30 protein-coding genes and 2 pseudogenes are annotated in these 26,616 nt (G+C 61.3%); 28 read left to right on the top strand and 4 right to left on the bottom strand.

All coding sequences use genetic code 11. The features are described 5' to 3' along the window. Positions 1-124: 124 nt before the first annotated feature. Entirely contained in the window at positions 125-703 is a 579-nt protein-coding gene (locus ACZ5M5_RS21970; RefSeq protein ID WP_464737993.1) for a Maf family protein, read from the bottom strand. A 105-nt stretch (positions 704-808) separates the two neighbouring features. On the opposite strand from ACZ5M5_RS21970, the gene ACZ5M5_RS21965 reads away from it, so the two are divergent. From ACZ5M5_RS21965 to araH, 24 genes and pseudogenes are all read left to right on the top strand, one after another. Continuing rightward, a complete protein-coding gene (locus tag ACZ5M5_RS21965; RefSeq protein ID WP_003204262.1) occupies positions 809-1,336 on the top strand; it encodes a YceD family protein in 528 nt (175 codons plus the stop codon). A gap of 13 nt (positions 1,337-1,349) precedes the next feature. Then, positions 1,350-1,532: a 50S ribosomal protein L32 gene (rpmF, locus tag ACZ5M5_RS21960; protein WP_003179396.1), complete on the top strand. Its 183-nt coding sequence runs from the start codon at positions 1,350-1,352 to the stop codon at positions 1,530-1,532. A gap of 4 nt (positions 1,533-1,536) precedes the next feature. Further along, positions 1,537-2,547: a phosphate acyltransferase PlsX gene (plsX, locus tag ACZ5M5_RS21955; RefSeq protein WP_072406324.1), complete on the top strand. Its 1,011-nt coding sequence runs from the start codon at positions 1,537-1,539 to the stop codon at positions 2,545-2,547. Positions 2,548-2,670: 123 nt separating this feature from the next. Then, entirely contained in the window at positions 2,671-3,609 is a 939-nt protein-coding gene (gene fabD / locus ACZ5M5_RS21950) for an ACP S-malonyltransferase (protein ID WP_060741230.1), read from the top strand. A gap of 15 nt (positions 3,610-3,624) precedes the next feature. Then, the gene (gene fabG / locus ACZ5M5_RS21945) at positions 3,625-4,368 is read left to right on the top strand and encodes a 3-oxoacyl-ACP reductase FabG (protein WP_060741231.1); all 744 of its coding nucleotides are present in this window, start codon (positions 3,625-3,627) and stop codon (positions 4,366-4,368) included. A 191-nt stretch (positions 4,369-4,559) separates the two neighbouring features. Continuing rightward, complete coding sequence (gene acpP / locus ACZ5M5_RS21940) at positions 4,560-4,796, top strand: acyl carrier protein (RefSeq protein ID WP_003175607.1); 237 nt, start codon at positions 4,560-4,562, stop codon at positions 4,794-4,796. A 108-nt stretch (positions 4,797-4,904) separates the two neighbouring features. After that, positions 4,905-6,149, top strand: coding sequence for a beta-ketoacyl-ACP synthase II (fabF, locus tag ACZ5M5_RS21935; protein ID WP_060741232.1), 1,245 nt, complete (start codon positions 4,905-4,907; stop codon positions 6,147-6,149). Then, on the top strand, positions 6,149-6,964 hold the full coding sequence (pabC, locus tag ACZ5M5_RS21930) for an aminodeoxychorismate lyase (RefSeq protein ID WP_464737992.1): 816 nt from the start codon (positions 6,149-6,151) through the stop codon (positions 6,962-6,964). The genes fabF and pabC overlap by 1 nt, the downstream gene beginning before the upstream one ends. Before the next feature lie 3 nt (positions 6,965-6,967). Then, positions 6,968-8,116 (top strand): endolytic transglycosylase MltG, encoded by a 1,149-nt coding sequence (mltG, locus tag ACZ5M5_RS21925; protein ID WP_207282675.1) that lies wholly within the window; start codon positions 6,968-6,970, stop codon positions 8,114-8,116. A 20-nt stretch (positions 8,117-8,136) separates the two neighbouring features. Further along, positions 8,137-8,768, top strand: a pseudogene (gene tmk / locus ACZ5M5_RS21920) (dTMP kinase). After that, the gene (locus ACZ5M5_RS21915; protein WP_060741235.1) at positions 8,761-9,747 is read left to right on the top strand and encodes a DNA polymerase III subunit delta'; all 987 of its coding nucleotides are present in this window, start codon (positions 8,761-8,763) and stop codon (positions 9,745-9,747) included. Before tmk ends, ACZ5M5_RS21915 begins: the two are co-directional and overlap by 8 nt. 49 nt (positions 9,748-9,796) lie before the next feature. Further along, positions 9,797-10,153 (top strand): PilZ domain-containing protein, encoded by a 357-nt coding sequence (locus tag ACZ5M5_RS21910; protein WP_060741236.1) that lies wholly within the window; start codon positions 9,797-9,799, stop codon positions 10,151-10,153. Between the two features lie 11 nt (positions 10,154-10,164). Further along, entirely contained in the window at positions 10,165-10,959 is a 795-nt protein-coding gene (locus tag ACZ5M5_RS21905) for a TatD family hydrolase (RefSeq protein WP_464737991.1), read from the top strand. 384 nt (positions 10,960-11,343) lie between these two features. After that, a complete protein-coding gene (locus ACZ5M5_RS21900) occupies positions 11,344-11,982 on the top strand; it encodes a TetR/AcrR family transcriptional regulator (protein ID WP_060741238.1) in 639 nt (212 codons plus the stop codon). A gap of 156 nt (positions 11,983-12,138) precedes the next feature. Then, positions 12,139-13,106, top strand: a pseudogene (locus tag ACZ5M5_RS21895) (GTP 3',8-cyclase MoaA). Between the two features lie 186 nt (positions 13,107-13,292). After that, entirely contained in the window at positions 13,293-13,898 is a 606-nt protein-coding gene (locus ACZ5M5_RS21890) for a DUF4823 domain-containing protein (RefSeq protein ID WP_060741240.1), read from the top strand. A gap of 15 nt (positions 13,899-13,913) precedes the next feature. Beyond that, entirely contained in the window at positions 13,914-14,474 is a 561-nt protein-coding gene (locus ACZ5M5_RS21885; protein WP_060741241.1) for a DUF1285 domain-containing protein, read from the top strand. 292 nt (positions 14,475-14,766) lie between these two features. Next, positions 14,767-15,513, top strand: coding sequence for a FadR/GntR family transcriptional regulator (locus tag ACZ5M5_RS21880; protein WP_060741242.1), 747 nt, complete (start codon positions 14,767-14,769; stop codon positions 15,511-15,513). After that, positions 15,510-16,385 (top strand): SMP-30/gluconolactonase/LRE family protein, encoded by an 876-nt coding sequence (locus tag ACZ5M5_RS21875; RefSeq protein ID WP_060741243.1) that lies wholly within the window; start codon positions 15,510-15,512, stop codon positions 16,383-16,385. Before ACZ5M5_RS21880 ends, ACZ5M5_RS21875 begins: the two co-directional genes overlap by 4 nt. Before the next feature lie 112 nt (positions 16,386-16,497). Further along, positions 16,498-16,629 carry a hypothetical protein gene (locus ACZ5M5_RS21870; RefSeq protein WP_257720541.1) on the top strand — a complete coding sequence of 44 codons (132 nt, stop codon included), beginning with the start codon at positions 16,498-16,500 and terminating at the stop codon, positions 16,627-16,629. Then, positions 16,622-17,440, top strand: a complete 819-nt coding sequence (locus ACZ5M5_RS21865) for an SDR family oxidoreductase (RefSeq protein WP_060741244.1) — start codon at positions 16,622-16,624, stop codon at positions 17,438-17,440. Before ACZ5M5_RS21870 ends, ACZ5M5_RS21865 begins: the two co-directional genes overlap by 8 nt. Positions 17,441-17,614: 174 nt before the next feature. Then, the gene (locus ACZ5M5_RS21860) at positions 17,615-18,619 is read left to right on the top strand and encodes a substrate-binding domain-containing protein (RefSeq protein ID WP_060741245.1); all 1,005 of its coding nucleotides are present in this window, start codon (positions 17,615-17,617) and stop codon (positions 18,617-18,619) included. Positions 18,620-18,694: 75 nt separating this feature from the next. Beyond that, on the top strand, positions 18,695-20,239 hold the full coding sequence (araG, locus tag ACZ5M5_RS21855) for an L-arabinose ABC transporter ATP-binding protein AraG (protein ID WP_060741246.1): 1,545 nt from the start codon (positions 18,695-18,697) through the stop codon (positions 20,237-20,239). A 10-nt stretch (positions 20,240-20,249) separates the two neighbouring features. Then, positions 20,250-21,218, top strand: coding sequence for an L-arabinose ABC transporter permease AraH (gene araH, locus ACZ5M5_RS21850; protein WP_060741247.1), 969 nt, complete (start codon positions 20,250-20,252; stop codon positions 21,216-21,218). A 146-nt stretch (positions 21,219-21,364) separates the two neighbouring features. On the opposite strand, the gene ACZ5M5_RS21845 is transcribed toward araH, so the two are convergent. Together ACZ5M5_RS21845 and ACZ5M5_RS21840 are read right to left on the bottom strand one after the other, a co-directional pair. Further along, complete coding sequence (locus ACZ5M5_RS21845) at positions 21,365-21,745, bottom strand: Rho termination factor N-terminal domain-containing protein (RefSeq protein ID WP_060741248.1); 381 nt, start codon at positions 21,743-21,745, stop codon at positions 21,365-21,367. A 36-nt stretch (positions 21,746-21,781) separates the two neighbouring features. Further along, the gene (locus tag ACZ5M5_RS21840) at positions 21,782-22,126 is read right to left on the bottom strand and encodes a hypothetical protein (RefSeq protein WP_060741249.1); all 345 of its coding nucleotides are present in this window, start codon (positions 22,124-22,126) and stop codon (positions 21,782-21,784) included. Positions 22,127-22,315: 189 nt separating this feature from the next. Between ACZ5M5_RS21840 and ACZ5M5_RS21835 the strand changes: the two genes are divergently transcribed. Beyond that, complete coding sequence (locus tag ACZ5M5_RS21835) at positions 22,316-22,798, top strand: GNAT family N-acetyltransferase (RefSeq protein WP_060741250.1); 483 nt, start codon at positions 22,316-22,318, stop codon at positions 22,796-22,798. Between the two features lie 5 nt (positions 22,799-22,803). Here the strand turns inward: ACZ5M5_RS21835 and ACZ5M5_RS21830 are convergent, their stop codons facing one another. Beyond that, a complete protein-coding gene (locus tag ACZ5M5_RS21830) occupies positions 22,804-23,436 on the bottom strand; it encodes a glutathione S-transferase family protein (RefSeq protein ID WP_464737990.1) in 633 nt (210 codons plus the stop codon). 189 nt (positions 23,437-23,625) lie between these two features. On the opposite strand from ACZ5M5_RS21830, the gene ACZ5M5_RS21825 reads away from it, so the two are divergent. From ACZ5M5_RS21825 to dgoD, 3 genes are read left to right on the top strand one after another with little or no spacing between them, the layout of a single operon-like run. Further along, entirely contained in the window at positions 23,626-24,606 is a 981-nt protein-coding gene (locus tag ACZ5M5_RS21825; RefSeq protein ID WP_464737989.1) for a 2-dehydro-3-deoxygalactonokinase, read from the top strand. Between the two features lie 19 nt (positions 24,607-24,625). Next, positions 24,626-25,246 (top strand): 2-dehydro-3-deoxy-6-phosphogalactonate aldolase, encoded by a 621-nt coding sequence (locus tag ACZ5M5_RS21820; RefSeq protein WP_003204208.1) that lies wholly within the window; start codon positions 24,626-24,628, stop codon positions 25,244-25,246. 49 nt (positions 25,247-25,295) lie between these two features. Beyond that, positions 25,296-26,444 carry a galactonate dehydratase gene (gene dgoD / locus ACZ5M5_RS21815; RefSeq protein ID WP_003179439.1) on the top strand — a complete coding sequence of 383 codons (1,149 nt, stop codon included), beginning with the start codon at positions 25,296-25,298 and terminating at the stop codon, positions 26,442-26,444. The last annotated feature ends 172 nt before the right edge of the window (positions 26,445-26,616 follow it).

Genomic DNA, 26,616 nt, shown 5'->3' with positions numbered 1-26,616 from the left:
GTACCGATCCTTGTGGCGAGGGAGCTTGCTCCCGCTGGGCTGCGCAGCAGTCCCTTTTGTTGCGGTCGCTTCGCAACCGAGCGGGAGCGAGCGCCCTCGTCACACAGGGATGCAGGCCCAGGCTTCAGGGGATTTGCACACCCTCGGCCAGCAACATGTCCACAAGGCGAATCAGCGGCAGCCCGATCAGGCTGGTGGCGTCCGGTCCTTCGGTGCTCTGGAACAGACTTACGCCCAGCCCCTCGGCCTTGAAGCTGCCGGCGCAATCGTAGGGTTGCTCGGCGCGCAGGTAGCGTTCGACGCGCTCTGGATCCAGGGTGCGCATATTGACTGTAAATGCAACGCAATCGACCTGGCAGGCGCCTGTCTGGCTGTTGAGCAGCGCCAGGCCGGTCAGGAACGTGACCTTGGCGCCGCTGGCAGCCAACAGCTGTTCACGCGCGTTCTCGAAGGTGTGAGGCTTGCCCAGGATGCGCTCGCCGAGCACGGCGACCTGGTCTGAGCCGATGATCAGGTGCCCTGGATAGCTTTGGGCCAATGCCAGGGCTTTTTCCCGGGCCAGGCGTTTGACCAGTTCGAGGGCGGGTTCGCCGGGCCGATGGCTTTCGTCGATATCGGGTGAGTGGCAGACGAACGGCAGCCCCAGGCGGGCGAGCAATTCCCGGCGATAGACCGAGCTTGAGGCAAGTAATAAAGGCAGCATGGGCATCTCCAGGAGTCGGGTACGAATTCTAGCGAGGCACGCAAGTGACGGACAGGGCTGAATTTCCTTTGACATGGCCGGGGGCATCCCTATAATGCTGCGCCTATGTTGAATGACCCGATTCCACCTCACGTTGACCCGCGCAAATTGGCTGACCGTGGCACCACCCTTCAAGGTGAACTGCTGCTGGCCGATTTGAAGAGACTCTGCGACCCGCTTTCCGACGATGTCGGTACGGTCCAGGCCAAATTCGTTTTTGAACGAGATGAACGTAAATCTGTGGTTATCCACAGCTTTATCGACACTGAAGTCAAAATGGTTTGCCAGCGTTGTCTTGAGCTGGTCACCCTGCCGATCCACAGCGAATGCAGTTACGCCGTGGTGAAGGAGGGTGCGAATACCCAGTCGTTGCCGAAAGGTTATGACGTGCTGGAACTGGGCGAAGATCCATTGGATCTGCAGTCACTGATCGAGGAGGAGCTTCTGCTCGCCTTGCCCATTGTGCCTGCTCATCATCCGGAAGAATGCCAGCAGCCGGCGGGAGCAGATGAGCCCGAACCGAGCGAGGACGAGGTAACGCGGTCCAACCCGTTCAGTGTATTGGCGCAGTTAAAGCGTGACCCAAACGTTTAGGAGTTAATCAATTATGGCTGTTCAGCAGAACAAAAAATCCCGCTCTGCCCGTGACATGCGCCGTTCGCACGACGCTCTCGAGGCTAGCACCCTGTCCGTAGAAAAGACCACCGGTGAAGTTCACCTGCGTCACCACGTATCGCCAGAAGGCGTATACCGTGGCCGTAAAGTGATCGACAAGGGCGCCGACGAGTAATCACTTGTCCGCTCAAGTCATCGCGATTGACGCAATGGGCGGGGACTTCGGTCCCCGCAGCATTGTTCAGGCCAGCCTTGCTTGTCTGAATGCTACACCCTCGCTGCACCTGACCCTCGTCGGTCAATCCCCCCTCCTGGAAGACATGCTCAGCGGCCAATCGGCTGTGGATCGCGCGCGCCTGACGATTGTCCCGGCGTCCGAAATCATCACCATGGACGAAAAGCCGGCCCAGGCCCTGCGCGGCAAGCCTGACGCCTCGATGCGGGTGGCCCTTGAGCTGCTGCGTGATGGCAAGGTCCAGGCTTGTGTCAGCGCGGGCAATACCGGTGCGCTGATGGCGCTGTCACGCTATGTGCTCAAGACCTTGCCGGGTATCGACCGGCCCGCGATGGTGGCGGCGATCCCGACCCAGCGTGGCTTCTGTCAGTTGCTCGACCTGGGGGCGAACGTCGATTGCAGTGCCGAGCATCTGCTGCAGTTTGCGGTGATGGGCTCGGTCGCGGCTGAAACCCTGGGCATCGTGCGTCCTCGCGTGGCGTTGCTGAACATCGGCACCGAAGACATCAAGGGCAACCAGCAGGTCAAGCTGGCGGCCACGTTGTTGCAGGCGGCGCGGGGCATCAACTACATCGGTTTCGTCGAAGGCGATGGTCTGTACCGTGGCGAGGCCGATGTGGTGGTCTGTGACGGTTTCGTGGGCAATATCCTGCTCAAGTCCAGCGAGGGGCTGGCAACCATGATCGGCCAGCGCATCGAGACCTTGTTCAGGCAAAGCCTCGCTTCGCGGGTGGTCGGCGCCCTGGCGCTGCCGTTGATGCGTCGCTTGCAGGCGGACCTGGCGCCAGCGCGGCACAACGGTGCGAGTTTCCTCGGGTTGCAAGGTATCGTGATCAAGAGTCACGGGTCGGCGGGCGTGCAGGGTTTCCAGAGTGCGATCAACCGAGCGGTGATCGAGATCCAGGAGAACCTGCCGGAGCGCTTGCACGGTCGCCTCGAGGATTTGTTAACTTAGGCGTTTTCGTCCGACAATGCTTAAATGTGACCGGTCGGTTCAACCCGCCATCCAACTTTCAGTTTGCTAGCGCCCCCAGGGGCGTCAATTTTTGACGACAAGATCATTAGGGGCTTTGTTTTCATGTCTGCTTCCCTCGCATTCGTCTTTCCAGGGCAGGGCTCGCAGTCCCTCGGCATGCTGGCCGAGCTGGGCGCGCAATACCCGCTGATCCTCGAAACATTCAAAGAAGCTTCCGATGCGCTCGGCTATGACTTGTGGGCACTGACCCAGCAAGGGCCGGAAGAGCGGCTCAATCAAACCGATAAAACCCAGCCGGCCATCCTCACCGCCTCGATCGCCTTGTGGCGCCTGTGGCTGGCTGAAGGTGGCGCGCGTCCGGCATTCGTCGCCGGTCACAGCCTGGGCGAATACAGCGCCCTCGTGGCCGCTGGCAGCCTGAGCCTGGGCGCCGCGGTGAAACTGGTGGAGCGTCGTGGCCAGTTGATGCAGGAAGCCGTTCCGGCCGGGCAGGGCGGCATGGCCGCGATCCTCGGCCTGGAAGACGCCGATGTACTGGCGGCCTGTGCCGAGGCGGCGCAAGGCGAAGTGGTCAGCGCGGTGAACTTCAATTCCCCGGGCCAGGTGGTCATCGCCGGTGCCAAGGCGGCTGTCGAGCGTGCCATCGAGGGCTGCAAGGCCCGTGGTGCCAAGCGCGCCATGCCACTGCCGGTCAGCGTGCCGTCGCACTGTGAGCTGATGCGTCCGGCCGCCGAGCGCTTTGCCGAGTCCATCGCTGCCATCGACTGGCAGGCCCCGCAGATTCCCGTGGTGCAGAATGTCAGCGCCAACGTGGCGCCTGATCTCGAGACCTTGAAGCGCGATCTGCTGGAACAACTCTACAAGCCGGTTCGCTGGGTCGAATCGGTGCAGACCCTGGCAGCCAAGGGTGCGACCGAACTGGTCGAGTGCGGTCCTGGCAAAGTGCTGGCGGGCCTGAACAAACGCTGCGCCGAAGGCGTATCGACTTCCAACCTCAATACCCCAGATGCCTTCGCTGCCGCCCGTGCAGCGCAGGCCTGAACAGGAGAAACTTGCATGAGTCTGCAAGGTAAAGTTGCACTGGTGACCGGTGCAAGCCGTGGCATCGGCCAGGCCATCGCCCTGGAGCTGGGTCGTCAAGGCGCCATCGTCATCGGCACCGCGACTTCCGCTTCGGGCGCCGAGCGTATCGCCGCGACCCTGAAGGAAAACGACATCCAGGGCACCGGCCTCGAGCTGAACGTCACCAGCGACGAATCCGTTGCGGCGGTGCTGGCAAGCATTCAGGAGCAGTTCGGCGCGCCGGCGATCCTGGTCAATAATGCCGGTATCACCCGCGATAACCTGATGATGCGCATGAAAGATGACGAATGGTTCGACGTCGTCGACACCAACCTGAACAGTCTGTACCGGCTGTCCAAGGGCGTTCTGCGTGGCATGACCAAGGCTCGCTGGGGTCGAATTATCAGTATTGGCTCGGTTGTGGGTGCCATGGGCAACGCAGGCCAAGTAAACTATGCTGCGGCTAAAGCCGGTCTGGAAGGTTTCAGCCGTGCGCTGGCGCGTGAAGTGGGTTCGCGCTCGATTACGGTAAACTCGGTTGCACCGGGTTTCATCGACACCGACATGACCCGTGAACTGCCGGAAGCACAGCGTGAAGCGTTGCTGACACAGATTCCGCTGGGTCGTCTGGGGCAAGCTCAAGAAATCGCGTCCGTGGTCGCTTTTCTTGCGTCGGACGGTGCGGCATACGTGACCGGGGCTACAATCCCGGTGAACGGCGGGATGTACATGAGTTAAATGTGACGGATCGCTTCAAAAAAATGTCATACGAGCTGTCTAAAATCCGTTATAAAGCTGCAATCAATTTATAGACGGCGGGCCGCAGGGTTTGAGGAGTGAAGCTTTCGGTTGAAAAACCGAAAAGTTCTTCTATACACTTACCCACCGGCCAGCTGCCTGAATTTGTCCATTAGGAGTGAAAACAAGGTATGAGCACCATCGAAGAGCGCGTCAAGAAAATCGTTGCCGAGCAACTGGGCGTTAAAGAAGAAGAAGTTGTGAACACCGCTTCCTTCGTAGAAGACCTGGGTGCCGACTCCCTTGACACCGTTGAGCTGGTGATGGCTCTGGAAGAGGAATTCGAGACCGAGATTCCTGACGAAGAAGCTGAGAAGATCACTACTGTACAAGCTGCTATCGACTACGTTACCAGCCACCAGGCGTAATCGTATTCAGTCGTCGCTAGCTGTCATGGAAAAACCGCACTGCCGTCACGGCGTGCGGTTTTTTCTTTAGGCCTGATGCAAAGTCGTCATTAGAAAAAGGAGAGTGCTGTGTCGCGTAGACGCGTCGTAGTCACCGGTATGGGTATGTTGTCGCCACTGGGCACGGATGTGCCGAGCAGTTGGCAGGGCATTCTGGCTGGCCGCAGTGGCATTGGTCTGATCGAACACACCGACCTTTCTGCCTATTCCACCCGTTTTGGCGGCTCGGTAAAGGGCTTCAATGTCGAGGAATACCTGTCGGTCAAGGAAGCCCGCAAGCTCGACCTGTTCATTCAGTACGGCCTGGCAGCCGGTTTCCAGGCAGTGCGTAACGCTGGCCTGGAAGTCACCGACGCCAACCGTGAACGCATCGGCGTGGCCATGGGGTCGGGTATTGGCGGCTTGACCAATATCGAAGAAACCAGCCGCACGCTGCACGATTCGGGACCGCGACGGATTTCTCCGTTCTTCGTGCCGGGCTCGATCATCAACATGATTTCCGGTTTCCTGTCCATCCACCTGGGTGCCCAGGGGCCCAACTACGCCATCGCCACGGCGTGCACCACCGGTACCCACTGTATCGGCATGGCCGCGCGCAACATCATGTACGACGAAGCGGACGTGATGATCGCCGGTGGCGCTGAAATGGCCGCTTGCGGTCTTGGCATGGGCGGTTTCGGCGCGTCCCGTGCGCTGTCGACCCGCAACGACGAGCCCGCCCGCGCGAGCCGGCCATGGGACAAGGGCCGCGATGGCTTCGTACTGTCCGACGGTGCCGGTGCGCTGGTGCTCGAGGAGCTGGAACACGCCAAGGCGCGCGGCGCGACCATCTACGCCGAACTGATCGGCTTCGGCACCAGTGGCGACGCGTACCACATGACCTCGCCACCGGCCGATGGCGCCGGTGCGGCCCGTTGCATCGCCAATGCCTTGCGTGACGCGAAAATCAACGGCGAGCAGGTGCAATACATCAACGCCCACGGTACTTCCACACCGGCCGGCGACCTGGCCGAAGCCCAGGCGATCAAGACCGTGTTCGGCGAGCACGCCTACAAGCTGGCGGTCAGTTCGACCAAGTCCATGACCGGTCACCTGCTGGGTGCGGCTGGAGCGGTAGAGGCGATCTTCAGCGTACTGGCGATCAACAGCCAGACGGCGCCGCCGACCATCAACCTCGATGAGCCGGACGACGGCTGCGACCTGGACTTCGTGCCGCACACTGCCCGCAGCATGGACATCGATGTGGTGCTGTCCAACTCCTTCGGCTTTGGCGGGACCAACGGTTCGCTGGTGTTCCGCCGGTTCGCCGGTTGATGGAAAGCTGGGTCGACGGTCAGCCAGCCGACGTCCTGTCGCTGAAAGATCGCGGCCTGGCTTACGGGGATGGGTTGTTCGAGACCATCGCCGTGCGCAGTGGCAACCTGCTGTTGCTGGAGCGTCATCTGCAGCGCCTGGAAGCAGGTTGCCAGCGGTTGGCGCTCAACGTCGACATGAGCGCGTTGAGCGCAGAGCTGGACGCCTACGCCCGCGGCCTGGGCGACGGCGTGCTGAAGTTGATCGTGACCCGTGGCGACAGCCTGCGCGGTTATGCCGCCGATCCCTCGACGCCGGCCAGGCGCATCCTGCAAGGCAGTCCGCCGGCCGCCTATCCCGCCGTCCATGGCGACCAAGGCATTCTTCTGTTTCCCTGCACCGTGCGTTTGTCCGAGCAGCCCTTGCTCGCCGGGCTCAAGCACCTCAACCGCCTGGAACAAGTGCTGGCCCGTGCCGAATGGCGCGATGCCCAGTACGCTGAAGGCTTGATGCTGGACGCGTCCGGACGGGTGATCGAAGGTGTGTTCAGCAACCTGTTCCTGGTGCGCGATGGCGTCTTGTTCACGGCGGACCTGAGTCGTTGCGGTGTGGCTGGCGTGATGCGCGCCGAATTATTGTTTCAAGCCAAGTCCCAAGGCATCGTCACGCAAATCAGCGACATCAGCCTCGAACAACTGCACCAGGCCGATGAAGTCTTCGTCTGTAATAGCGTTTATGGCGTGTGGCCAGTGCGCGGATGCGGTTCGGCGCGCTGGTCGGTTGGCCCGCTCACCCGTAAACTGCAGACCCTTGCCCGTGCGCTATTGGATGTTTGATTCGTGAGACGTAAATTCTTGCTGCTGCTGGAGACCGGACTGGTCCTGGCAGGGCTGTTGTTGGGTGCTTCGGCCTGGAAGATTCATTCGGCGCTGCAACAGCCGCTGAACATCACCCAGGAAGAATTGCTGGACGTGCCCAACGGGACCACCCCGACCGGAACCCTCAAACGCCTCGAAGCCGATGGCTTGATCAGGGACGCTTTCTGGCTGCGGATCTATTGGCGCTTCAATCTTGCCGACCAGCCGTTGCACTCCGGCGAGTACCGTATGGTGCCAGGCATGACCATGGAAGGCCTGATCGCCGTCTGGAAGCGCGGCGAAGTGGTGCAATACAGCGTGACGCTGGTGGAAGGCTGGAATTTCCGCCAGGTGCGCGCCGCGCTGGCCAAGGATGAAAAGCTCCAGCAGACCCTCACCGACCTGAGCGACAGCCAGGTCATGGACCGTCTCGGTCATTCGGGCGTATTTCCCGAGGGGCGGTTCTTCCCGGACACCTATCGCTTCGTGCGCGGTACCTCGGATGTCGACCTGCTGAAGAAAGCCTACGACCGCTTGGAAGACGTGCTCGCCAAAGAGTGGGCACAGCGTTCCGCCGATGTGCCTTACACCTTGCCGTACCAGGCGCTGATCATGGCGTCCCTGGTGGAGAAGGAAACCGGCGTGCCCCAGGAGCGCGGGCAGATTGCCGGCGTCTTCGTACGGCGCATGCGCCTGGGCATGCTGCTGCAGACCGATCCCACGGTGATCTACGGCCTGGGCGAGCGTTACACCGGCAAACTCACCCGCGCCCATTTGAAAGAAGAAAACCCTTATAACACCTACCTGATCCCGGGCTTGCCGCCGACGCCGATCGCGATGGTGGGACGCGAAGCGATTCATGCCGCGTTGAACCCGGCGCCGGGCAACAGCCTTTACTTTGTCGCACGGGGCGATGGCAGCCACGTGTTTTCCGATGACCTGGAGTCGCACAACAACGCCGTGCGCGAGTTCCAGCTCAAGCGCCGTGCCGACTACCGCTCCAGCCCGGCCCCGGCAACGCCGGGCGAGCAGGCGCCGATTCCGGCGGCATCCCCCGACACGGCACCCGAAGCGGTACCCCAGGTGCCGGCCCCCGAACCGGACGCCAGCGAGCCACCGAGCCCGCAATGACTTTGATTAAGGATCGCCCCGTGACTGGCTTGTTTATAACGCTGGAAGGCCCGGAAGGCGCCGGCAAGAGCACCAACCGCGAATACCTGGCCGAACGCCTGCGGGCCGCCGGCATCGAGGTGGTATTGACCCGTGAGCCGGGCGGCACGCCGCTGGCCGAGCGCATTCGCGAGGTACTGCTGGCCCCCTTGAAGAGGTCATGAACCCCGACACTGAGCTGCTGCTGGTGTTCGCTGCCCGGGCGCAGCATCTGGCCGAGGTGATTCGCCCGGCGCTGGCCCGTGGCGCCGTGGTGCTCTGCGATCGTTTTACCGATTCGACCTACGCCTACCAGGGCGGCGGCCGGGGCTTGTCCGTGGAGCGCATCGCCGCGCTGGAAACCTTCGTCCAGGGTGACCTGCGACCGGACCTTACCCTGGTGTTCGACTTGCCAGTGGAAATTGGCCTGGCCCGCGCCAGCGCCCGTGGCCGGCTGGATCGTTTCGAGCTCGAGGGCCAGGATTTCTTCAATGCCGTGCGCAACGCCTTCCTGGGGCGCGCCAAGGCCGATCCGGCGCGTTACCTGCTGATCGATGCCGCGCAGCCGCTGACCCAGGTCCAGCAATCCCTGGACGGCTTGTTGCCACGTTTGCTGGAGCGTGTCCGTGGCTGAAGCCTATCCCTGGCAAGACGGTCTCTGGCAGCAACTGGCCGGTCGTGCCCAGCATGCCCACGCCTATCTGCTGCACGGCCCGGTCGGCATCGGCAAGCGGGCACTGGCCGAACGCCTGATGGCCAGCCTGCTGTGCCTGCGTCCGGGTGCTTCGAACGCCTGTGGTGAATGCAAGTCCTGCCTGCTGCTCAAGGCCGGCAGCCATCCTGACAATTACGTGCTGGAACCGGAAGAGGCGGACAAGGCGATCAAGGTCGACCAGGTCCGGGACCTGGTCAGCTTCGTGGTTCAGACCTCGCAGATGGGCGGGCGCAAAGTGGTGCTGATCGAGCCGGTCGAGTCGATGAACATCAACGCTGCCAACGCCTTGCTCAAGAGCCTCGAAGAACCCTCCGGCGATACCGTGCTGCTGCTGGTCAGCCACCAGCCGAGTCGCTTGTTGCCGACCATCAAGAGTCGCTGCGTGCAACAGGCCTGTCCGTTGCCGAGCGAAGCGATGAGCTTGCAATGGCTGGCCAAGGCCTTGCCTGAGAACACCGATGAAGAACGTATCGAACTGCTGACCCTCGCGGCCGGTTCGCCCCTGGCGGCTGTCAGCCTTCAGACCCAAGGCGTGCGTGAGCAGCGGGCCCTGGTGGTGGATGGGGTGAAGAAACTGCTCAAGCAGCAGCAATCCCCCACGCAATTGGCCGAGGGTTGGAACGCCATCCCGCTACTCCTGCTGTTTGACTGGTTCTGCGACTGGTCGAGCCTGATCCTGCGTTACCAGTTGACCGAAGACGAGGCGGGCCTGGGGCTGGCGGACATGCGCAAGGTGATCCAGTACCTGGCGCAAAAAAGCAGCCAGGATAGAATCTTGAACATCCAGGACTGGATTCTTGCCCAACGGCAGAAGGTGCTGAGCAAGGCGAACCTCAATCGGGTGCTGTTGCTCGAGGCGCTGCTGGTGCAGTGGGCGAGTTTGCCTGGTCGAAACTGACAGACACGGCCCAGCTACTAAACTCAGCTCAACCGCAGCGGAGATCAGCATGAACGAACCTGTCAGTCCCGGCCCACGCAACGGCATCCTGTCCCTGACCATCAAGGACAAGTCGGTGCTTTACGCCGCCTACATGCCCTTCATCAAGAACGGCGGCCTGTTCATTCCGACCAACAAGCATTATCGCTTGGGCGATGAAGTGTTCATGCTCTTGAGCCTGATGGATGAGGCGGAGAAAATTCCGGTCGCCGGCAAGGTGATCTGGCTGACCCCCAAGGGCGCCCAGGGCAATCGGGCCGCCGGCGTAGGCGTGCAGTTCAACGACGGCGACAATTCGGCCCGCAATCAGATCGAAACCCACTTGGCCGGCTCCCTGAAGTCCGACCGTCCCACCCATACGATGTAGCCTGGCCTTTTATGCTTGTAGACTCCCATTGTCACCTTGACCGTCTCGACCTCGCTGCCCATGGCGGTTCCCTGGATGCTGCGCTGGACGCGGCCCGTGAACGGGGTGTGGGGCACTTCCTGTGCATCGGTGTCAGCGCCGACAACGCCGCCGACGTCAAGGCCTTGGCCGAGCGGTATGCCGATGTCGACTGTTCGGTCGGTATCCATCCACTGGATGTCCAGCCCGACGCCGCGCCGGCGCTCGATTGGCTGTTGCGTGAGCTCGATCATCCGCGGGTGGTCGCCATTGGCGAAACCGGCCTGGACTATCACTACGAGCCAGAAGCCGCCGACATGCAGCAAGCCTCGTTCCGGCTGCACCTGGAGGCCGCCCGGCAGACCGGCAAGCCGGTGATCATCCACACCCGTGGCGCCCGGGCCGACACCCTGGCCCTGCTGCGTGACGCCGCGCTGCCTCAGGCCGGTGTGCTGCATTGCTTCACCGAAGACTGGGACATGGCCAAGGCGGCCCTGGACATGGGCTATTACATTTCCTTGTCCGGGATTGTCACGTTCCGCAATGCCGATGCCTTGCGCGACGTTGCGAGCAAAGTGCCGGCTGATCGGCTGTTGGTGGAAACCGACTCGCCTTACCTGGCGCCGATTCCGTATCGCGGCAAGCCGAACCTTCCGCAATACGTACGGGAAGTGGCGGAATTTCTGGCGATGTTGCGCGGTGAGTCCTACGAACGGTTTGCCGAGCAGACGACGGAAAACTTTAAGCAATTGTTTCCGCTGGCTCACGTGCGTTCGGTGGATGCTTGAATTTCATGCAAAAAAAACCCGGGTTCTGGGGGGTGAATCCGGGTTAAGACCATTAGGAGTAAAACAAAGGCACGCGGTCCGTTGGTACCTTTATCAGCGCGTCACTTGGGGGAGATGTCGCGCCGACAGTTCAAGTATTGATCAGTATGCCAACGCGTCCAGTCGGGCCGGGGCGGTTTTTAAACAAATTTGGAATACGCTCGCTTCGGATAAGTTCTCACTGTCGGCAAAGCTCGCCAGTGCGGCGCATTGGCGCGGGAAACGGCGAGCCGGGTGTGTACGGTTTTGTGAAGAACAGTGGCCGAGAACGGATGATCCGTGCATTTTTGCGTAAGTTAGGCATAATACCCGGCTTCGAATTTTGACCCTTCAGACCTTTTTCTTATGCACAAAGAACCCCGTAAGGTCCGTGAGTTTCGCCGCCGCGAGCAGGAAATTCTCGACACCGCGCTCAAGTTGTTCCTCGACCAGGGTGAAGACAGTGTCACCGTCGAGATGATTGCGGATGCCGTGGGTATCGGCAAAGGCACGATTTATAAACATTTCAAATCCAAGGCGGAGATCTACCTGCGCCTGATGCTCGACTACGAGCGCGATTTGAACGAGCTGTTGCATTCGGCCGATGTGGACAAGGACAAGGAGGCCCTGTCCCGGGCCTACTTCGAGTTCCGCATGCGCGACCCGCAGCGCTACCGCTTGTTCGACCGTCTGGAAGAGAAGGTGGTCAAGGGCAACCAGGTGCCGGAGATGGTCGAGGAACTGCACAAGATCCGCGCCTCGAACTTCGAACGCCTGACCCTGCTGATCAAGGGCCGGATCAGCGAGGGCAAGCTTGAGGACGTGCCGCCTTATTTCCACTATTGCGCTGCCTGGGCGTTGGTGCATGGCGCGGTGGCGCTGTATCACTCGCCGTTCTGGAGCAACGTGCTGGAAGACCAGGAAGGTTTCTTCCAGTTCCTGATGGACATCGGCGTGCGCATGGGCAACAAGCGCAAGCGCGACACCGACGTCCCGAGCAACTGACTGGCCGCAAGGCAACAAGACATTCAGCTGCCTTATTGCGCCATGTCCGCTTACATGGCGCAGTGCCCCAGTAATATACTCAGGCTTGGGTCTTGCGAAATCTTGATTTCTAGGTCAATTATCGCGAGTCCGATTTTTCTTGTGCCGGAGTGATCCATGATCGTTGACCGTCAAGGCAGGCGTTTCCGTAATTTGCGGATCAGCCTGACCTCAGCCTGCAATTACGCCTGTACCTATTGCGTGCCTGATGGCAAGCGGTTGGTGGCTGCGCAGGATGAATTGTCGGCCGATGCCATGGCACGTGGTGTGGCCTATTTGATCGAGGCCGCCGGTATCGAACGGCTGCGCATCACGGGGGCGAGCCGCTGGTCAGCCCCAAGCTCGAGCGTTTCATGACGGCTGTAGGGCAGATGGGCCTGGAAGACATCAGCCTGACCACCAATGGCCAGTTGCTGGCGAAAAAACTGCCCTTGCTGGTGGACGCCGGTATTCGTCGCATCAACGTTTCCCTCGACACCCTGGACCCCGTTGCGTTTCGCAGCATCGCCCGTGGCGGCGACCTGGCGACCGTGCTCGACGGCATGGAACAGGCTCGGGCCGCCGGGTTGAAGATCAAGGTCAACATGGTGCCGTTGCGCGGACAGAACCTGGACCAAGTGATGCCGTTGCTCGAATACTGCCTGGAACGTGGTTATGAGTTGCGTTTCATCGAGTTGATGCGCATGGGCCACCTGGCCAGCGACTCCAACGCCTTCCTGCAGCAGTTCGTCAGTCTCCAGCAACTGCTCAGCCTGATTGGCGATCAGTACGAATACCTGCAAGCCGACGCGCCGGTGGATGCCACGGCGGTGCGCTATGAAATCCCGGGGTTGGGGCATTTCGGCGTGATCGCCAATGAAAGCGTGCCTTTCTGCCGGACCTGCTCGCGCCTGCGGTTGTCCTCTACGGGGTGGTTGCATGGCTGCCTGTCCTCCAGTAACCGTCACTTTGTCGGCGATCTTCTGGACAAGCCGCGTCACCAGGCGTTGCCCGCTCTTCAGCGATTGCTGGTCAAGGCCTTGGGAGATAAGCAGGAAGTGGCGTTCTCTGGTGGTGCGACCATCATGAAGATCATCGGCGGCTGATCTATTGCTATCGCGGGCAAGCCTTGCTCCCACAAGTACGATGCTTACCATGTGGGAGCAAGGCTTGCCCGCGATGGCAATTTCCCATTCCCCTGGGCACATCTGACCCCATCTCGATGAGCTGGCGCAAAAGCTGCATCCCACGACCATTCGCCGGTTTTCCGACACCGGTTTCTGGAGGGTAGGATGCGTAGCCTGGTTTTGCTGCTGGCCGTTTTGGTGCTTGGCGGTTGCATGAATGTCAGCGACATGGGAGAGGGCGTTCGTTATCACATGAGCGACGCCGGCCTGCTGGACCATAGCGACAGCCGTCGTGTGAACAACCTGCGTATTCAGCCTGACTCGTTCATCTACATCGCCCAGGGCGCCTTCGCTCCGCCGGGCAGTGCCTATCCGCGTCCCAACGTGGTGGCCGAAGAAGCCTTCAATGGCTTCATCGAATATTTCCCCATGGTCCGTCGCGCCCGTGTTCCCGAAGGCCTCGACCAGGCCATGGGCGAAGCCCGTTCCGCCGGTGCCCATTACCTGTTGTACACCCGCTTCGCCAAGGCCGATAACCGCATCGGCAACACCGACGAATGGCAGGATGAAGAGGCCGTGGATCGCCTCGGTGTCGATACCAGCGTGATTCAAATCATGTTGATCGAGACCAGTACCCAGTATTTGATTGATACTGCACGGATCAAGAGTCGTGGCGGTTTACTGACGTTGCACGACAAACAGCCCCAGGACCTCATCGCCACGCCGTTGCGTGAGTATGCCCGCAGCCTGCTGGGGATGAGCGACGAGTAATCACAAGGAGTCACCATGAGCGGACCGCAAAAAGCCAATGACTTGCTGGGGCAGATCCCCAAGACCAAAGGCCTGCCGCCGGTCCACTTGTGGAACCCGGATTTCTGCGGCGACATCGACATGCGCATTGCCCGGGACGGTACCTGGTACTACCTGGGTACACCCATCGGGCGAAAACCGATGGTCAAACTGTTCTCCACCATCATCCGCCGCGACGGCGATGATTACTTCCTGATTACCCCTGTGGAAAAAGTCGGCATCAAGGTCGATGACGCGCCGTTCGTGGCCGTGACCCTCGAAGTTGAAGGGCAGGGGGAAGGGCAGTTGTTGCGCTTCACCACCAATGTCGAGGAAACCACTGAGGCTGGCGCCGAGCATCCGTTGCGGGTGGTGATCGATCCCCAGACCCAGGAACCGGCGCCCTATGTGCATGTGCGCAGCAATCTCGAAGCGCTGGTCCATCGCAATGTGTTCTACCAACTGGTGGAGCTGGCGGTCAGTCGCGAGATCGACGGGCAGCGCTGGTTGGGCGTGTGGAGCGGCGGCGTGTTCTTCCCGATAGGCCTGGAACCCTGAGCCCTTGTGGGAGCGATGGTTGATCCAACATCTGTGTTAGCTGGATGTCCGCTATCGCGAGCAAGCTCGCTCCCACAGTGAATTTGGGGTGCCTGCAATATTTGTGTACGCCACCAGACCCTGTGGGAGCGAGCTTGCTCGCGAAGGCGTCGGCACATCCAGCATCTTCTTGACTGACCCACCGCTATCGCGAGCCAGCCCGCTCCTACAGTGGCCAAGTGAAATTCAAATTGACACCCAATCATATGATGATTAGCGTGGGCCTCCAATAAGAGTGGCCCGCGGGGTTTTCATGTCCAGCAGTTTTCATGCATCGACCGTCGATTGGCTGGGGGGCTGGATAGCCGCCGGCCAGGTCAAGCCTGGGCAAACCATCAAGGTCGAAGCGGACCTGGGCGAGCAACTGGGCGTCAGTCGCACGGTGATTCGCGAGGCGATCAAGACCCTGGTGGCCAAAGGGATGCTGGAAGTCGGGCCGAAAGTCGGCACGCGGGTGTTGCCGGTGCGCCGCTGGAACCTGTTCGACCCCCAAGTGGTGGGCTGGCTGTCCCGCAGCGGCCTGCCGGAAAACTTCGTCGATGACTTGCTGGACCTGCGCCGTACCATCGAGCCGATGGCGGTGCGCTGGGCCTGCGAGCGGGCCACCGCCGACCAGGTGCAGGCGATCCGCCTGGCCTACCATGCGCTGGAACGGGCGGTGGACAGCGGCGCCGATTACAACCGCGCGGACCAGTTTTTCCACGAGTGCATTCTGGCCGCCAGTCATAATCAATTCATCGAACAAATGGTCCCGGCCCTGGGGGCGCTGCTGGCGGTGTCATTCGAGGTGTCGGCGGCCGACCCGGATGAGCTGCGCCGTACCTTGCCCATCCACAAGGACATCGCCGACGCCATCGCCGCCCGTGACGCGGCGCGGGGCGTCTGGGCCTGCATGACGCTGATCGATAACGCCGACCTGGCGATCAAACGCTTTTACCCCAATGTCATGGCGGGTCGAACAGACGCCGCCGGGCAAGTCGGGAACGGGAGGTTTCAATGAAGTGGACGGCTGTGACGGAACACCGGGCGAAATTGGGCGAAGGGCCGTTCTGGGACGCGCCGACCCAAGCGTTGTATTGGGTCGATATCGCCGGCAAGCAGGCCCTGCGGCTGATCGGCGCCAATGTGGAGATCTGGCAGATGCCCGAGCATGTCTCCGCTTTTATACCGACCCAAAGTGGCGACGCGCTGGTGACCCTGAGCAGTGGCGTCTACCGCCTCGATCTTGATTCGCCGGGCCTGGAACCGCGCCTGACATTGCTGTGCATGGCCGACCCCCAGCCAGGCAATCGCGCCAACGAGGCCCGTTGCGACCCCCAGGGTCAGCTCTGGCTCGGCACGATGCAAAACAACATCGGTGCCGAAGGTGAGGACTTGCCGATCGAGCACCGGTCCGGCGGCCTGTTTCGCGTCGGGAGTGATGGCCGGGTCCTGCCCTTGTTGCGCGGGCTGGGCATCCCGAACACCTTGCTCTGGAGCCCCGATGGCACCACGGTGTATTTCGGCGACAGCCTGGATGGCACGGTGTATCGGCACTTTATTTACCCGGAAGGCAACCTGGCGCCTGCCGAGGTCTGGTTCGGTCCGCACCCCCGTGGCGGTCCGGATGGCTCGGCGATGGATGCCCGAGGGTATATCTGGAACGCCCGCTGGGACGGCAGTTGCCTGTTGCGGCTGACCCCGGACGGGCAGGTTGATCGGGTGATCGAATTGCCCGTCAGCCGCCCGACCAGTTGTGTATTCGGCGGTGAAGACCTCAAGACGTTGTACATCACCAGCGCGGCGAGCCCATTGGGTCATCCGCTGGACGGTGCCGTGCTGTCGATGCGTGTCGACGTGCCTGGCGTGGCCTGTACAAGGTTTGCTGGCTGAATCCCAAAATATGGGATGTAAATATATATATTGAGATTATTTGGCAGCCGGGTTTATAGTCGGCTCCATCGGCAATACGCACTCACACTAAAAAAACAAAACAGGTGAAGTGATGCAACGATCTTTCCCCGTACGCCCCGACGGCGTACGCCGGCCACTGTTCTTTCAAGCGCCTTCGCGCCGGTCATCGGTGGATGCCCGGGTTTTGTCGTGCCTGCGCAAAGGAGCCTTGAGCCATGGCTGAGCCTTTGGTCTTGCCACCCGTGCCGGAGCCACCCAAGGGCGAACGCCTGAAGGACAAGGTGGTGCTGTTGACCGGTGCCGCCCAAGGCATTGGCGAAGCCATCGTCGCGGCATTCGCTTCGCAACAGGCCCGGTTGGTGATCAGTGATATCCAGGCGCAGAAAGTCGAGGCGGTGGCCGCCCATTGGCGTGAACGCGGCGCCGATGTGCACGCACTGCAGGCCGATGTGTCGAAGCAGCAGGACTTGCAGGCCATGGCCCGTCGTGCCGTCGAGCTGCACGGCCGCATCGATGTGTTGGTCAACTGCGCCGGCGTCAATGTCTTCCGTGACCCGCTGGAAATGACCGAAGAGGACTGGCGCCGTTGCTTCGCCATCGACCTGGATGGTGCCTGGTACGGTTGCAAGGCGGTGCTGCCACAGATGATCGAGCAGGGCGTGGGCAGCATCATCAACATTGCCTCCGTCCATTCGTCCCACATCATCCCCGGCTGTTTTCCTTACCCGGTGGCCAAGCACGGCCTGCTGGGCCTGACCCGCGCCCTGGGCATCGAATACGCGCCCAAAGGGGTACGCGTCAACGCCATCGCCCCGGGGTACATCGAAACCCAACTGAACGTCGACTACTGGAACGGCTTTGCCGATCCCCATGCCGAACGCCAGCGTGCGCTGGATCTGCACCCGCCACGGCGCGTCGGGCAACCGATCGAAGTGGCAATGACGGCCGTGTTCCTGGCCAGTGATGAAGCACCGTTTATCAATGCCTCATGCATCACCATCGATGGAGGACGTTCGGTCATGTACCACGACTGAATATTCCTGGATTGCAGTGGGAAACTTCGCCTGTAATCCAATCATCATACGATATGACTATTTAGGCCTATGCTGTGTAGCAACTTGATGTAACCGCCCAGCCTGCGCACTTCCACCGTCGGTGGAGCAGACCCTGGACGTTTGGCTTTCAATAAAAAAAACAAGGAGTCAACTATGAATCATCGTCGTGGGATCCGTTCCCTGTGTCGCGCCGCCCTGGCGGTCACCGCGGTCAGCCTCAGCAGCAGCTTGCTGGCGGCCGATCCCGTAAAAATCGGTTTCCTGGTCAAGCAGGCCGAGGAGCCTTGGTTCCAGACCGAATGGGCGTTCGCCGAGAAGGCGAGCAAGGACAAAGGCTTCGAGTTGATCAAGATCGCCGTGCCTGACGGCGAGAAGACCCTCTCGGCCATCGACAGCCTGGCCGCCAACGGTGCCAAGGGCTTTGTGATCTGCCCGCCGGACGTGTCCCTCGGCCCGGCCATCATGGCCAAGGCCAAGCTCAACGATCTCAAGGTGATTGCCGTGGACGACCGGTTCGTCGATGCCAACGGCAAATTCATGGAGGACGTGCCGTACCTGGGCATGGCCGCGTTCGAGGTGGGTCAGAAGCAGGGCGCCGCCATGGCCGCCGAAGCGAAAAAGCGCAACTGGGAGTGGAAAGATACCTACGCGGTGATCAACACCTTCAACGAGCTGGACACCGGCAAGAAGCGCACCGACGGTTCGGTCGATGCCTTGAAGAAGGCCGGGATGCCGGCAGACCACATCCTTTATTCGGCGCTCAAGACCCTCGACGTACCCGGTAGCATGGACTCCACCAACTCGGCGTTGGTGAAGCTGCCAAGCGCTGCGAAAAACCTGATCATCGGCGGCATGAACGACAACACCGTGCTGGGCGGCGTGCGCGCCACCGAAGCGGCCGGGTTCAAGGCGGCCAATGTAATCGGCATCGGCATCAACGGCACCGACGCCATCGGTGAATTGAAGAAACCTGACAGCGGCTTCTTTGGTTCGATGCTGCCAAGCCCGCACATCGAAGGCTACAAGACCGCCGAAATGATGTACGAGTGGATCACCACCGGCAAGGAACCGCCGAAGTACACCGCCATGGACGAGGTGACGCTGATCACTCGGGAGAACTTCAAGCAGGAGCTGGAAAAGATCGGCCTGTGGAACTGACGGTCGGTTGATTCAAAAGCGGCCCTGGCCACATGAGTGGCGGGGTCGCTTGATCTCTGTAAGTTCGAGGTGGTTATGCAAGCGCAAACAGCGACACGGCAACACAACATCGGCGGCAGCTTGCGGTTCAACGGGATCGGCAAATCCTTTCCCGGCGTGCAGGCGCTGGCCAATATCAGTTTCGTCGCGCATCCGGGACAGGTGCATGCCTTGATGGGCGAGAACGGCGCGGGCAAGTCCACGTTGCTGAAGATCCTCGGTGGCGCCTACATCCCGAGCAGCGGCGACCTGCAGATCGGCGAACAGACGATGGCCTTCAAAGGCACCGCCGACAGCATCGCCAGCGGGGTGGCGGTGATTCACCAGGAACTGCACCTGGTGCCGGAAATGACCGTCGCTGAAAACCTGTTTCTCGGCCATTTGCCGGCGCGTTTCGGCCTGGTCAACCGTGGCGTGCTGCGCCAGCAGGCGCTGACGCTGCTCAAAGGCCTGGCCGACGAAATCGACCCGCAGGAAAAAGTCGGTCGCCTGTCCCTTGGCCAGCGCCAATTGGTGGAAATCGCCAAGGCCTTGTCCCGTGGCGCCCACGTCATTGCCTTCGACGAACCCACCAGTAGCCTGTCGGCCCGGGAAATCGACCGTTTGATGGCGATCATCGCCCGCTTGCGAGACGAGGGCAAAGTGGTGCTGTACGTCAGCCACCGCATGGAAGAAGTGTTTCGTATCTGTAACGCGGTGACGGTATTCAAGGACGGTCGTTATGTCCGGACCTTCGAAAACATGAGCGAGCTGACCCACGATCAGTTGGTCACGTGCATGGTCGGTCGCGATATCCAGGACATCTATGATTACCGCCCTCGGGAGCGCGGCGATGTGGCGCTGCAGGTGAAGAGCCTGCTGGGGCCGGGCTTGCGCGAACCGGTGAGTTTCCAGGTGCACAAGGGTGAAATCCTCGGACTGTTCGGGCTGGTCGGTGCCGGTCGTACCGAGCTGTTTCGCTTGCTCAGTGGCCTGGAGCGCCAGAGCGAGGGAAGCCTCGTGCTGCATGGCAAGGAGTTGAAGCTGCGTTCGCCACGGGATGCCATCGCCGCCGGCGTGCTGCTGTGCCCGGAAGATCGCAAGAAGGAAGGCATCATCCCACTGGGCAGCGTGGGCGAGAACATCAACATCAGTGCCCGTCCGGCCCATTCCGCGCTCGGCTGCCTGCTGCGCGGCGACTGGGAGCGGGGCAATGCCGACAAGCAGATCAAGTCGCTGAAGGTGAAGACCCCTGCGGCCAGCCAGAAAATCATGTACCTGTCCGGCGGCAATCAGCAGAAGGCGATTCTCGGTCGCTGGCTGTCGATGCCGATGAAAGTCCTGCTGCTGGACGAACCGACCCGCGGCATCGATATCGGCGCCAAGGCGGAGATCTACCAGATTATCCACAACCTGGCGGCCGACGGCATCGCAGTGATTGTGGTGTCCAGCGACCTGATGGAAGTGATGGGCATTTCCGACCGAATCCTGGTGCTTTGCGAAGGGGCCATGCGCGGCGAGCTGTCGCGTGACCAGGCCAACGAATCCAACCTGCTGCAACTGGCGCTGCCGCGCCAACGCGTTGCCGACGCGGCGAACTGAGAGGTAAATCATGACCATTCAAAACAATGCACTGCCAACGGCACGCAAACCCCTGGACCTGCGCCGTTTCCTGGATGACTGGGTCATGCTGCTGGCGGCCATCGGTATCTTCGTGCTCTGCACGTTGATGATCGACAACTTCCTGTCGCCGTTGAACATGCGCGGCCTGGGCCTGGCGATTTCCACCACCGGCATCGCCGCGTGCACCATGTTGTATTGCCTGGCGTCCGGGCACTTCGACTTGTCGGTCGGTTCGGTGATTGCCTGTGCCGGCGTGGTCGCGGCGGTGGTGATGCGCGACACCAACAGCGTGTTCCTCGGCGTCAGCGCGGCGCTGGCGATGGGGCTGATCGTCGGCCTGATCAACGGCATCGTCATCGCCAAGCTGCGGGTCAACGCCTTGATCACCACCCTGGCGACCATGCAGATCGTCCGTGGCCTGGCCTACATCTTTGCCAACGGCAAGGCGGTGGGTGTCTCGCAGGAATCGTTCTTCGTGTTCGGCAACGGCCAATTGTTCGGTGTACCGGTGCCGATCCTGATCACCATCGCCTGCTTCCTGTTTTTCGGCTGGCTGCTGAACTACACCACCTACGGGCGCAACACCATGGCCATCGGTGGCAACCAGGAAGCGGCGTTGTTGGCAGGGGTGAACGTCGATCGCACCAAGATCATCATCTTCGCCGTGCATGGCTTGATCGGCGCCTTGGCCGGGGTCATCCTGGCGTCGCGCATGACCTCGGGCCAGCCGATGATCGGCCAGGGCTTCGAATTGACCGTGATCTCGGCCTGCGTGCTGGGTGGGGTGTCGTTGAGCGGTGGCATCGGCATGATTCGCCATGTCATTGCGGGTGTGCTGATTTTGGCGATCATCGAAAACGCGATGAACCTGAAGAACATCGACACCTTCTACCAATACGTCATCCGCGGCTCGATCCTGTTGCTGGCGGTGGTGATTGACCGGTTGAAGCAGCGCTGAAAACAGAGATCACTGGCGATTGATCCACCGCTATCGCGAGCAAGCTCGCTCCCACACTGGTTCTGCGTTGTGCCGAGGTTCTGAGCCCTGACACAAAAACCTGTGGGAGCGAGCTTGCTCGCGATATCACCCTCCCTGACGCCAAATCACCCCGCTTTGCGCAACGCTTCGACCAACTCCTGCTTGCGCATTTTGGATCGTCCGGGAATGTTTTTCGCCCGGGCCTCCTTCATCAGGCTGTCCACAGTCTGGGTCCCATGGGAGGCCTTGCTGCTGCGCGGGTGACCTTCGCGGGTCTTGGCGGCGCGGCGGGCCGATTCCTTGCGGTCGGTTTTCTTTTGCTCAGCCGGTTTAGTCTTTCCCGAGCCACCAGAGCGTTCGCCGCCACCGGACTGTTTGTTTACCGTCGCCCAGGCCCGTGCCTCGGCTTCGTTCTCCGATACACCTTTTTTCTCGTAGCTTTGCTCGATGTGCGCGGCTTTGCGCTTTTGCTCGCTGGTGTATTTGTCTTTGCTTCCACGAGGCATGGGATTTTCCTCCTCAAGTGTCCGGGCAGAAGCTGCTTACTGGCTGGCAGCGCCACCTTCGGAGCCCGAACCGCCGGTCGTGGTTTTCGAACCCACGCCGGTCTCGGCGTTGTCAGGGGCGGTGGAGTCAGGCGTATTCATGCCGCCCTGGCGTCCCATGTCATTGCCCTGCACACGCGGATCGGTGCCGGTGGCAGGTGGCTGGCCATTGTTCAGGCCGCCGCCGGTGCCGTCGGTATTCAGCTTGGGCAGGCCTTGCGTGGCTGGAGAATTGGGCGCCTGTACCGGGTCGGTGGGGCCGGTGCCGGAAGTGGACGCCGCGAAAGCCACCGAAGACAACAGCGTGGCGAGTGTGAATGCAGTCAGCCTTGAAGTGATCATGGTGTCGCCTCCATTTTTCAGAATGCTTACCCGATCTTGGGCCGTGGTGGTTTTGAGTTGGTGCCTCGGGCGCGACGAACGGCACTTGTGAAAGAAGCTCGCGTCGACGATCAAATAGTTGGATCGGTATGTGACGAGCGCCGCGCAGCGGCTTAGTATGGCGCTTTCAATTGGCTACAAGGCCTGTTCATGTCGATCGAGATCCGTCCTGCGCAACCCAGCGATGCGCCTCAAATCCTTGCCTTCATCACCGAGTTGGCCGATTACGAAAAAGCCCGCCACGAAGTCATCGCCAGTGTGGCCGACATCGAGCGCAGCCTGTTCAGCGAAGGCGCGACCGCCCACGGGCTGATCTGCCTGCGTGATGGCGTGCCGATTGGTTTCGCGGTGTTTTTCTTCAGTTATTCCACTTGGCTGGGCAGTAACTGCTTGTACCTCGAAGACCTGTACATCACGCCTGAGCAGCGCGGTGGCGGGGCGGGCAAGACGCTGTTGCGCCACCTGGCGAAGATCGCCTGCGACAACGATTGCGGTCGCTTCGAATGGAGCGTGCTGGACTGGAACACGCCGGCCATCGAGTTCTACAAATCCCTCGGCGCGCAACCCCAGGAAGAGTGGGTGCGCTACCGAATGGACGGCAAGGTGCTAAGGGATTTCGCTAACGGCCACTGAGCACTTCATGAGTGTGCGGCAGACGCGTACTCGGCAAACCCCGGTCGTTGCTCGAGGCGTTTGCAGTAGGCCGCCACGGCTGGATAGTCGGGACGCTCCATGGGCGCCTGGCGCCACCGGTGTACGGACAGGCCGATGAGCACGTCCGCGAGGGAAAACGCCGTACCGGCCACGTAGGCGCCGGTGCGGCTCAACTGCTGCTCCAGCAACCCCATCTTCTCGTTCCAGCCCTTGATGCCGGCGGCGATGCGCTGTGGGTCCTGGAAGTCCGGATTCTTGCGCACCAGGGCGTGGAAGGCGTAGCCCCAGGACGGGTTGAGCTCCGTGGCTTGCCAATCCATCCACTGTTCGATTCGCGCCCGGGCGGCAGGCTCGACAGGTAGCAGATCGCTGGGCCCATGCTTGCCCACCAGGTAGCGGCATATGGTATTGGATTCCCAGAACACGCCGTTCTCATCAATGATCACCGGCACCTGGGCATTGGGATTCAAGGCCAGGAACGCCGGGTCCTGGGTCGAGGCGAAGCCGATGCCCCAATCTTCGCGCTCGTAGGCGATGTCCAGTTCTTGGCAGGTCCACAGTACTTTTCTGACGTTGATCGAAGACGTGCGGCCGAGGATTTTCAGCAGTTGTCCCATCACTTTTTCCCTAGTTGTTTGGCGTCCGGTCAGAAAACGTAGCAGGGTCTTGGACGGATGGCGATTGGCTTTGTAGGTGATGTATTTCCGTCCCAATATATGGGAGTGATATTTATATATTGAGATTTAGTTGATCCCAGGTTTATAGTCCGTCTCACTCACTGCCAAAAAACAAAACAGGTGAAGCGGATGCAGGCGCAATTGATCGCGCTCGATTGGGGGACCACCTCATTACGGGCTTACAAACTCGCTGCCGGTGGCGAGGTGCTCGAGCAGCGTTCGCTGTCGTCGGGGATCATGCAGTTGCCGTCCGGGCCGCGAAACGTGGCCGGCCAGGTGTGCATCGACGGTTTCGAGTTGGCCTTTGACGAGGCCTGCGGCGACTGGCTCGATGCCCAGCCAGGCTTGCCTGTCATTGCCTGTGGCATGGTCGGCAGTGCTCAGGGCTGGCGTGAAGCGCCGTACTGCGACACACCCGCCAACGTCGCCAATCTCGGACATTCCCTACAAACCGTTCGCAGCCTTCGCGGTGTCGATGTGCACATCGTGCCAGGCGTGATTCAGCGTTCGCGCTTGCCCAATGTCATGCGCGGCGAAGAAACCCAAGTGCTCGGTGCCTTGCACAGCCTGCCGGACGAAGCGGTGCTGATCGGCCTGCCCGGCAGCCATTCGAAATGGGTGGAAGTGGCCGATGGTCGCATCGTGCATTTCGATACCTTCATGACCGGCGAGATCTTCGCCGTGCTCAGTGACCACAGCATTCTCGGCCGCACCCAGCAACGGAGTGCGACCTTCGATGGCGTGGCCTTTGATCGCGGCGTGCAAGTGGCGTTGTCGGTGGACGGCCAAATCGGCCCGTTGTCCACCGTGTTCAGCGCCCGCAGCCTGGGCTTGACCGGCGAGTTGGGCGCCAGCGCCCAAGCGGACTACCTCTCGGGCCTGTTGATCGGCCATGAGCTGACAGCGCTGGCCCAGGTACAACGCCGACGCCGCGACAGCCTGCACCTGCCGACGGTGGTGCTGATCGGCAACTCCCAACTCTGTGTCCGTTATCAACGGGCCCTCGACGCCTGCGGCTTCGCCCAGGTGGTCCTGGCCGAACAGGCCACCGAACGCGGTTTGTGGCAACTGGCCGTGGCGGCCGGGTTGCTCGATTCCACCGCCCCCTGAACCTGACTGGAGGTCTGACATGCTCACACAAGCACTGGCGCACAACGGGTTGATCGCGATCCTGCGTGGCCTGCGTCCCGAAGAGGCGGCGGCCATCGGCGAAGTCCTGTACAGCGCCGGATTTCGCGTCATCGAAGTACCGCTCAATTCCCCCGAACCGTACGAAAGTATTCGCATCCTGCGCAGTACCTTGCCCGCCGATTGCCTGATCGGTGCCGGCACCGTGCTGACGCCGGAACAGGTGGAACAGGTGAAAGCCGCCGGTGGCCAAGTGATCGTCATGCCCCACAGCGATCCGAAGGTGCTGCGTGCGGCGAAAGCGGCGGGCTTGTATTTGTCGCCAGGCGTCGCCACGCCCACCGAAGCCTTTGCCGCACTGGCCGAGGGCGCCCATGTGCTGAAGATGTTTCCCGCCGAGCAAATGGGCCCGGCGGTGGTCAAGGCCTGGCTCGCGGTGCTGCCGGCCGGGACCGTGCTGGTGCCGGTGGGTGGGATTACGCCGGACAACATGGCGGTGTTCGTCGAAGCCGGCGTCAAGGGTTTCGGCCTCGGTTCCGGATTGTTCAAGCCGGGCCTGACAGCGGATGAAGTGGCGGTGCGCGCCAAGGCCTATGTGGCCGCATGGAATGCCTTGAACTGAAGACTTTTCCAGCGCCCCGTGCGCTGCATCTGACAAGAGAGACAACAAGATGAAAATCACCAAGCTGACCACGTTTATCGTTCCGCCGCGCTGGTGCTTCCTCAAGGTCGAGACCGACGAGGGCGTGACCGGTTGGGGCGAGCCTGTGGTCGAAGGCCGTGCCCACACGGTGGCGGCTGCCGTCGAGGAGTTGTCCGACTACCTGATCGGCAAAGACCCCCGCAACATCGAAGACATCTGGACCGTGCTCTATCGCGGCGGCTTCTACCGCGGCGGGGCCATTCACATGAGCGCCCTGGCGGGCATCGACCAGGCGTTGTGGGACATCAAGGGCAAGGCCCTGGGCGTGTCGGTCAGCGACCTGCTGGGCGGCCAGGTGCGGGACAAGATCCGTGTGTATTCGTGGATCGGCGGCGACCGGCCGGCGGACACCGCTCGCGCGGCGAAAGAGGCGGTGGCGCGGGGCTTCACCGCAGTGAAGATGAACGGCACCGAAGAGCTGCAGTTCCTCGACACCTTCGAGAAAGTCGACCTGGCCCTGGCCAACGTGGCGGCGGTGCGCGATGCGGTCGGGCCGAACGTCGGCATTGGCGTGGACTTCCACGGCCGCGTGCACAAGCCGATGGCCAAGGTGCTGATGAAGGAGCTCGACCCCTACAAACTGATGTTTATCGAAGAGCCGGTGCTCAGCGAAAACTACGAAGCCCTCAAGGAACTGGCGCCGCTGACCAGCACGCCGATTGCCCTGGGCGAGCGGTTGTTTTCCCGCTGGGATTTCAAGCGCGTGCTCAGCGAGGGCTACGTGGACATCATCCAGCCGGACGCATCCCACGCCGGTGGCATCACCGAAACCCGCAAGATCGCCAACATGGCCGAGGCCTACGACGTGGCGCTGGCGCTGCACTGCCCGCTGGGCCCCATCGCCCTGGCGGCGTGCCTGCAACTGGATGCGGTCTGCTACAACGCGTTCATCCAGGAGCAAAGCCTGGGCATCCACTACAACGAGAGCAACGACCTGCTGGACTACATCAAGGATCCGCAGGTGTTCGACTACGACAAGGGCTTCGTGAAGATCCCCAATGGCCCGGGCCTGGGCATCGAGATCAACGAGGAATACGTCATCGAACGCGCGGCCATCGGCCACCGCTGGCGCAACCCGATCTGGCGCCATGCCGATGGCAGTTTTGCCGAGTGGTGAGTCACGCCTGATCACCCTGTGCAAGCCATGGAATCCTGTGGGAGCAAGGCTTGCCCGCGATGAACGATGACGCGGTCCGACTGGAAAACCCATCGCCTGTATCGCGGGCAAGCCTTGCTCCCACAGGGGCTTGCTCCACCTTTGCCATATTCGACAAATATAAAAAGAGGCA

This window comes from Pseudomonas sp. Van50 (genome assembly GCF_055390755.1).
This window is presented reverse-complemented; position numbering and strand designations above follow the sequence as displayed.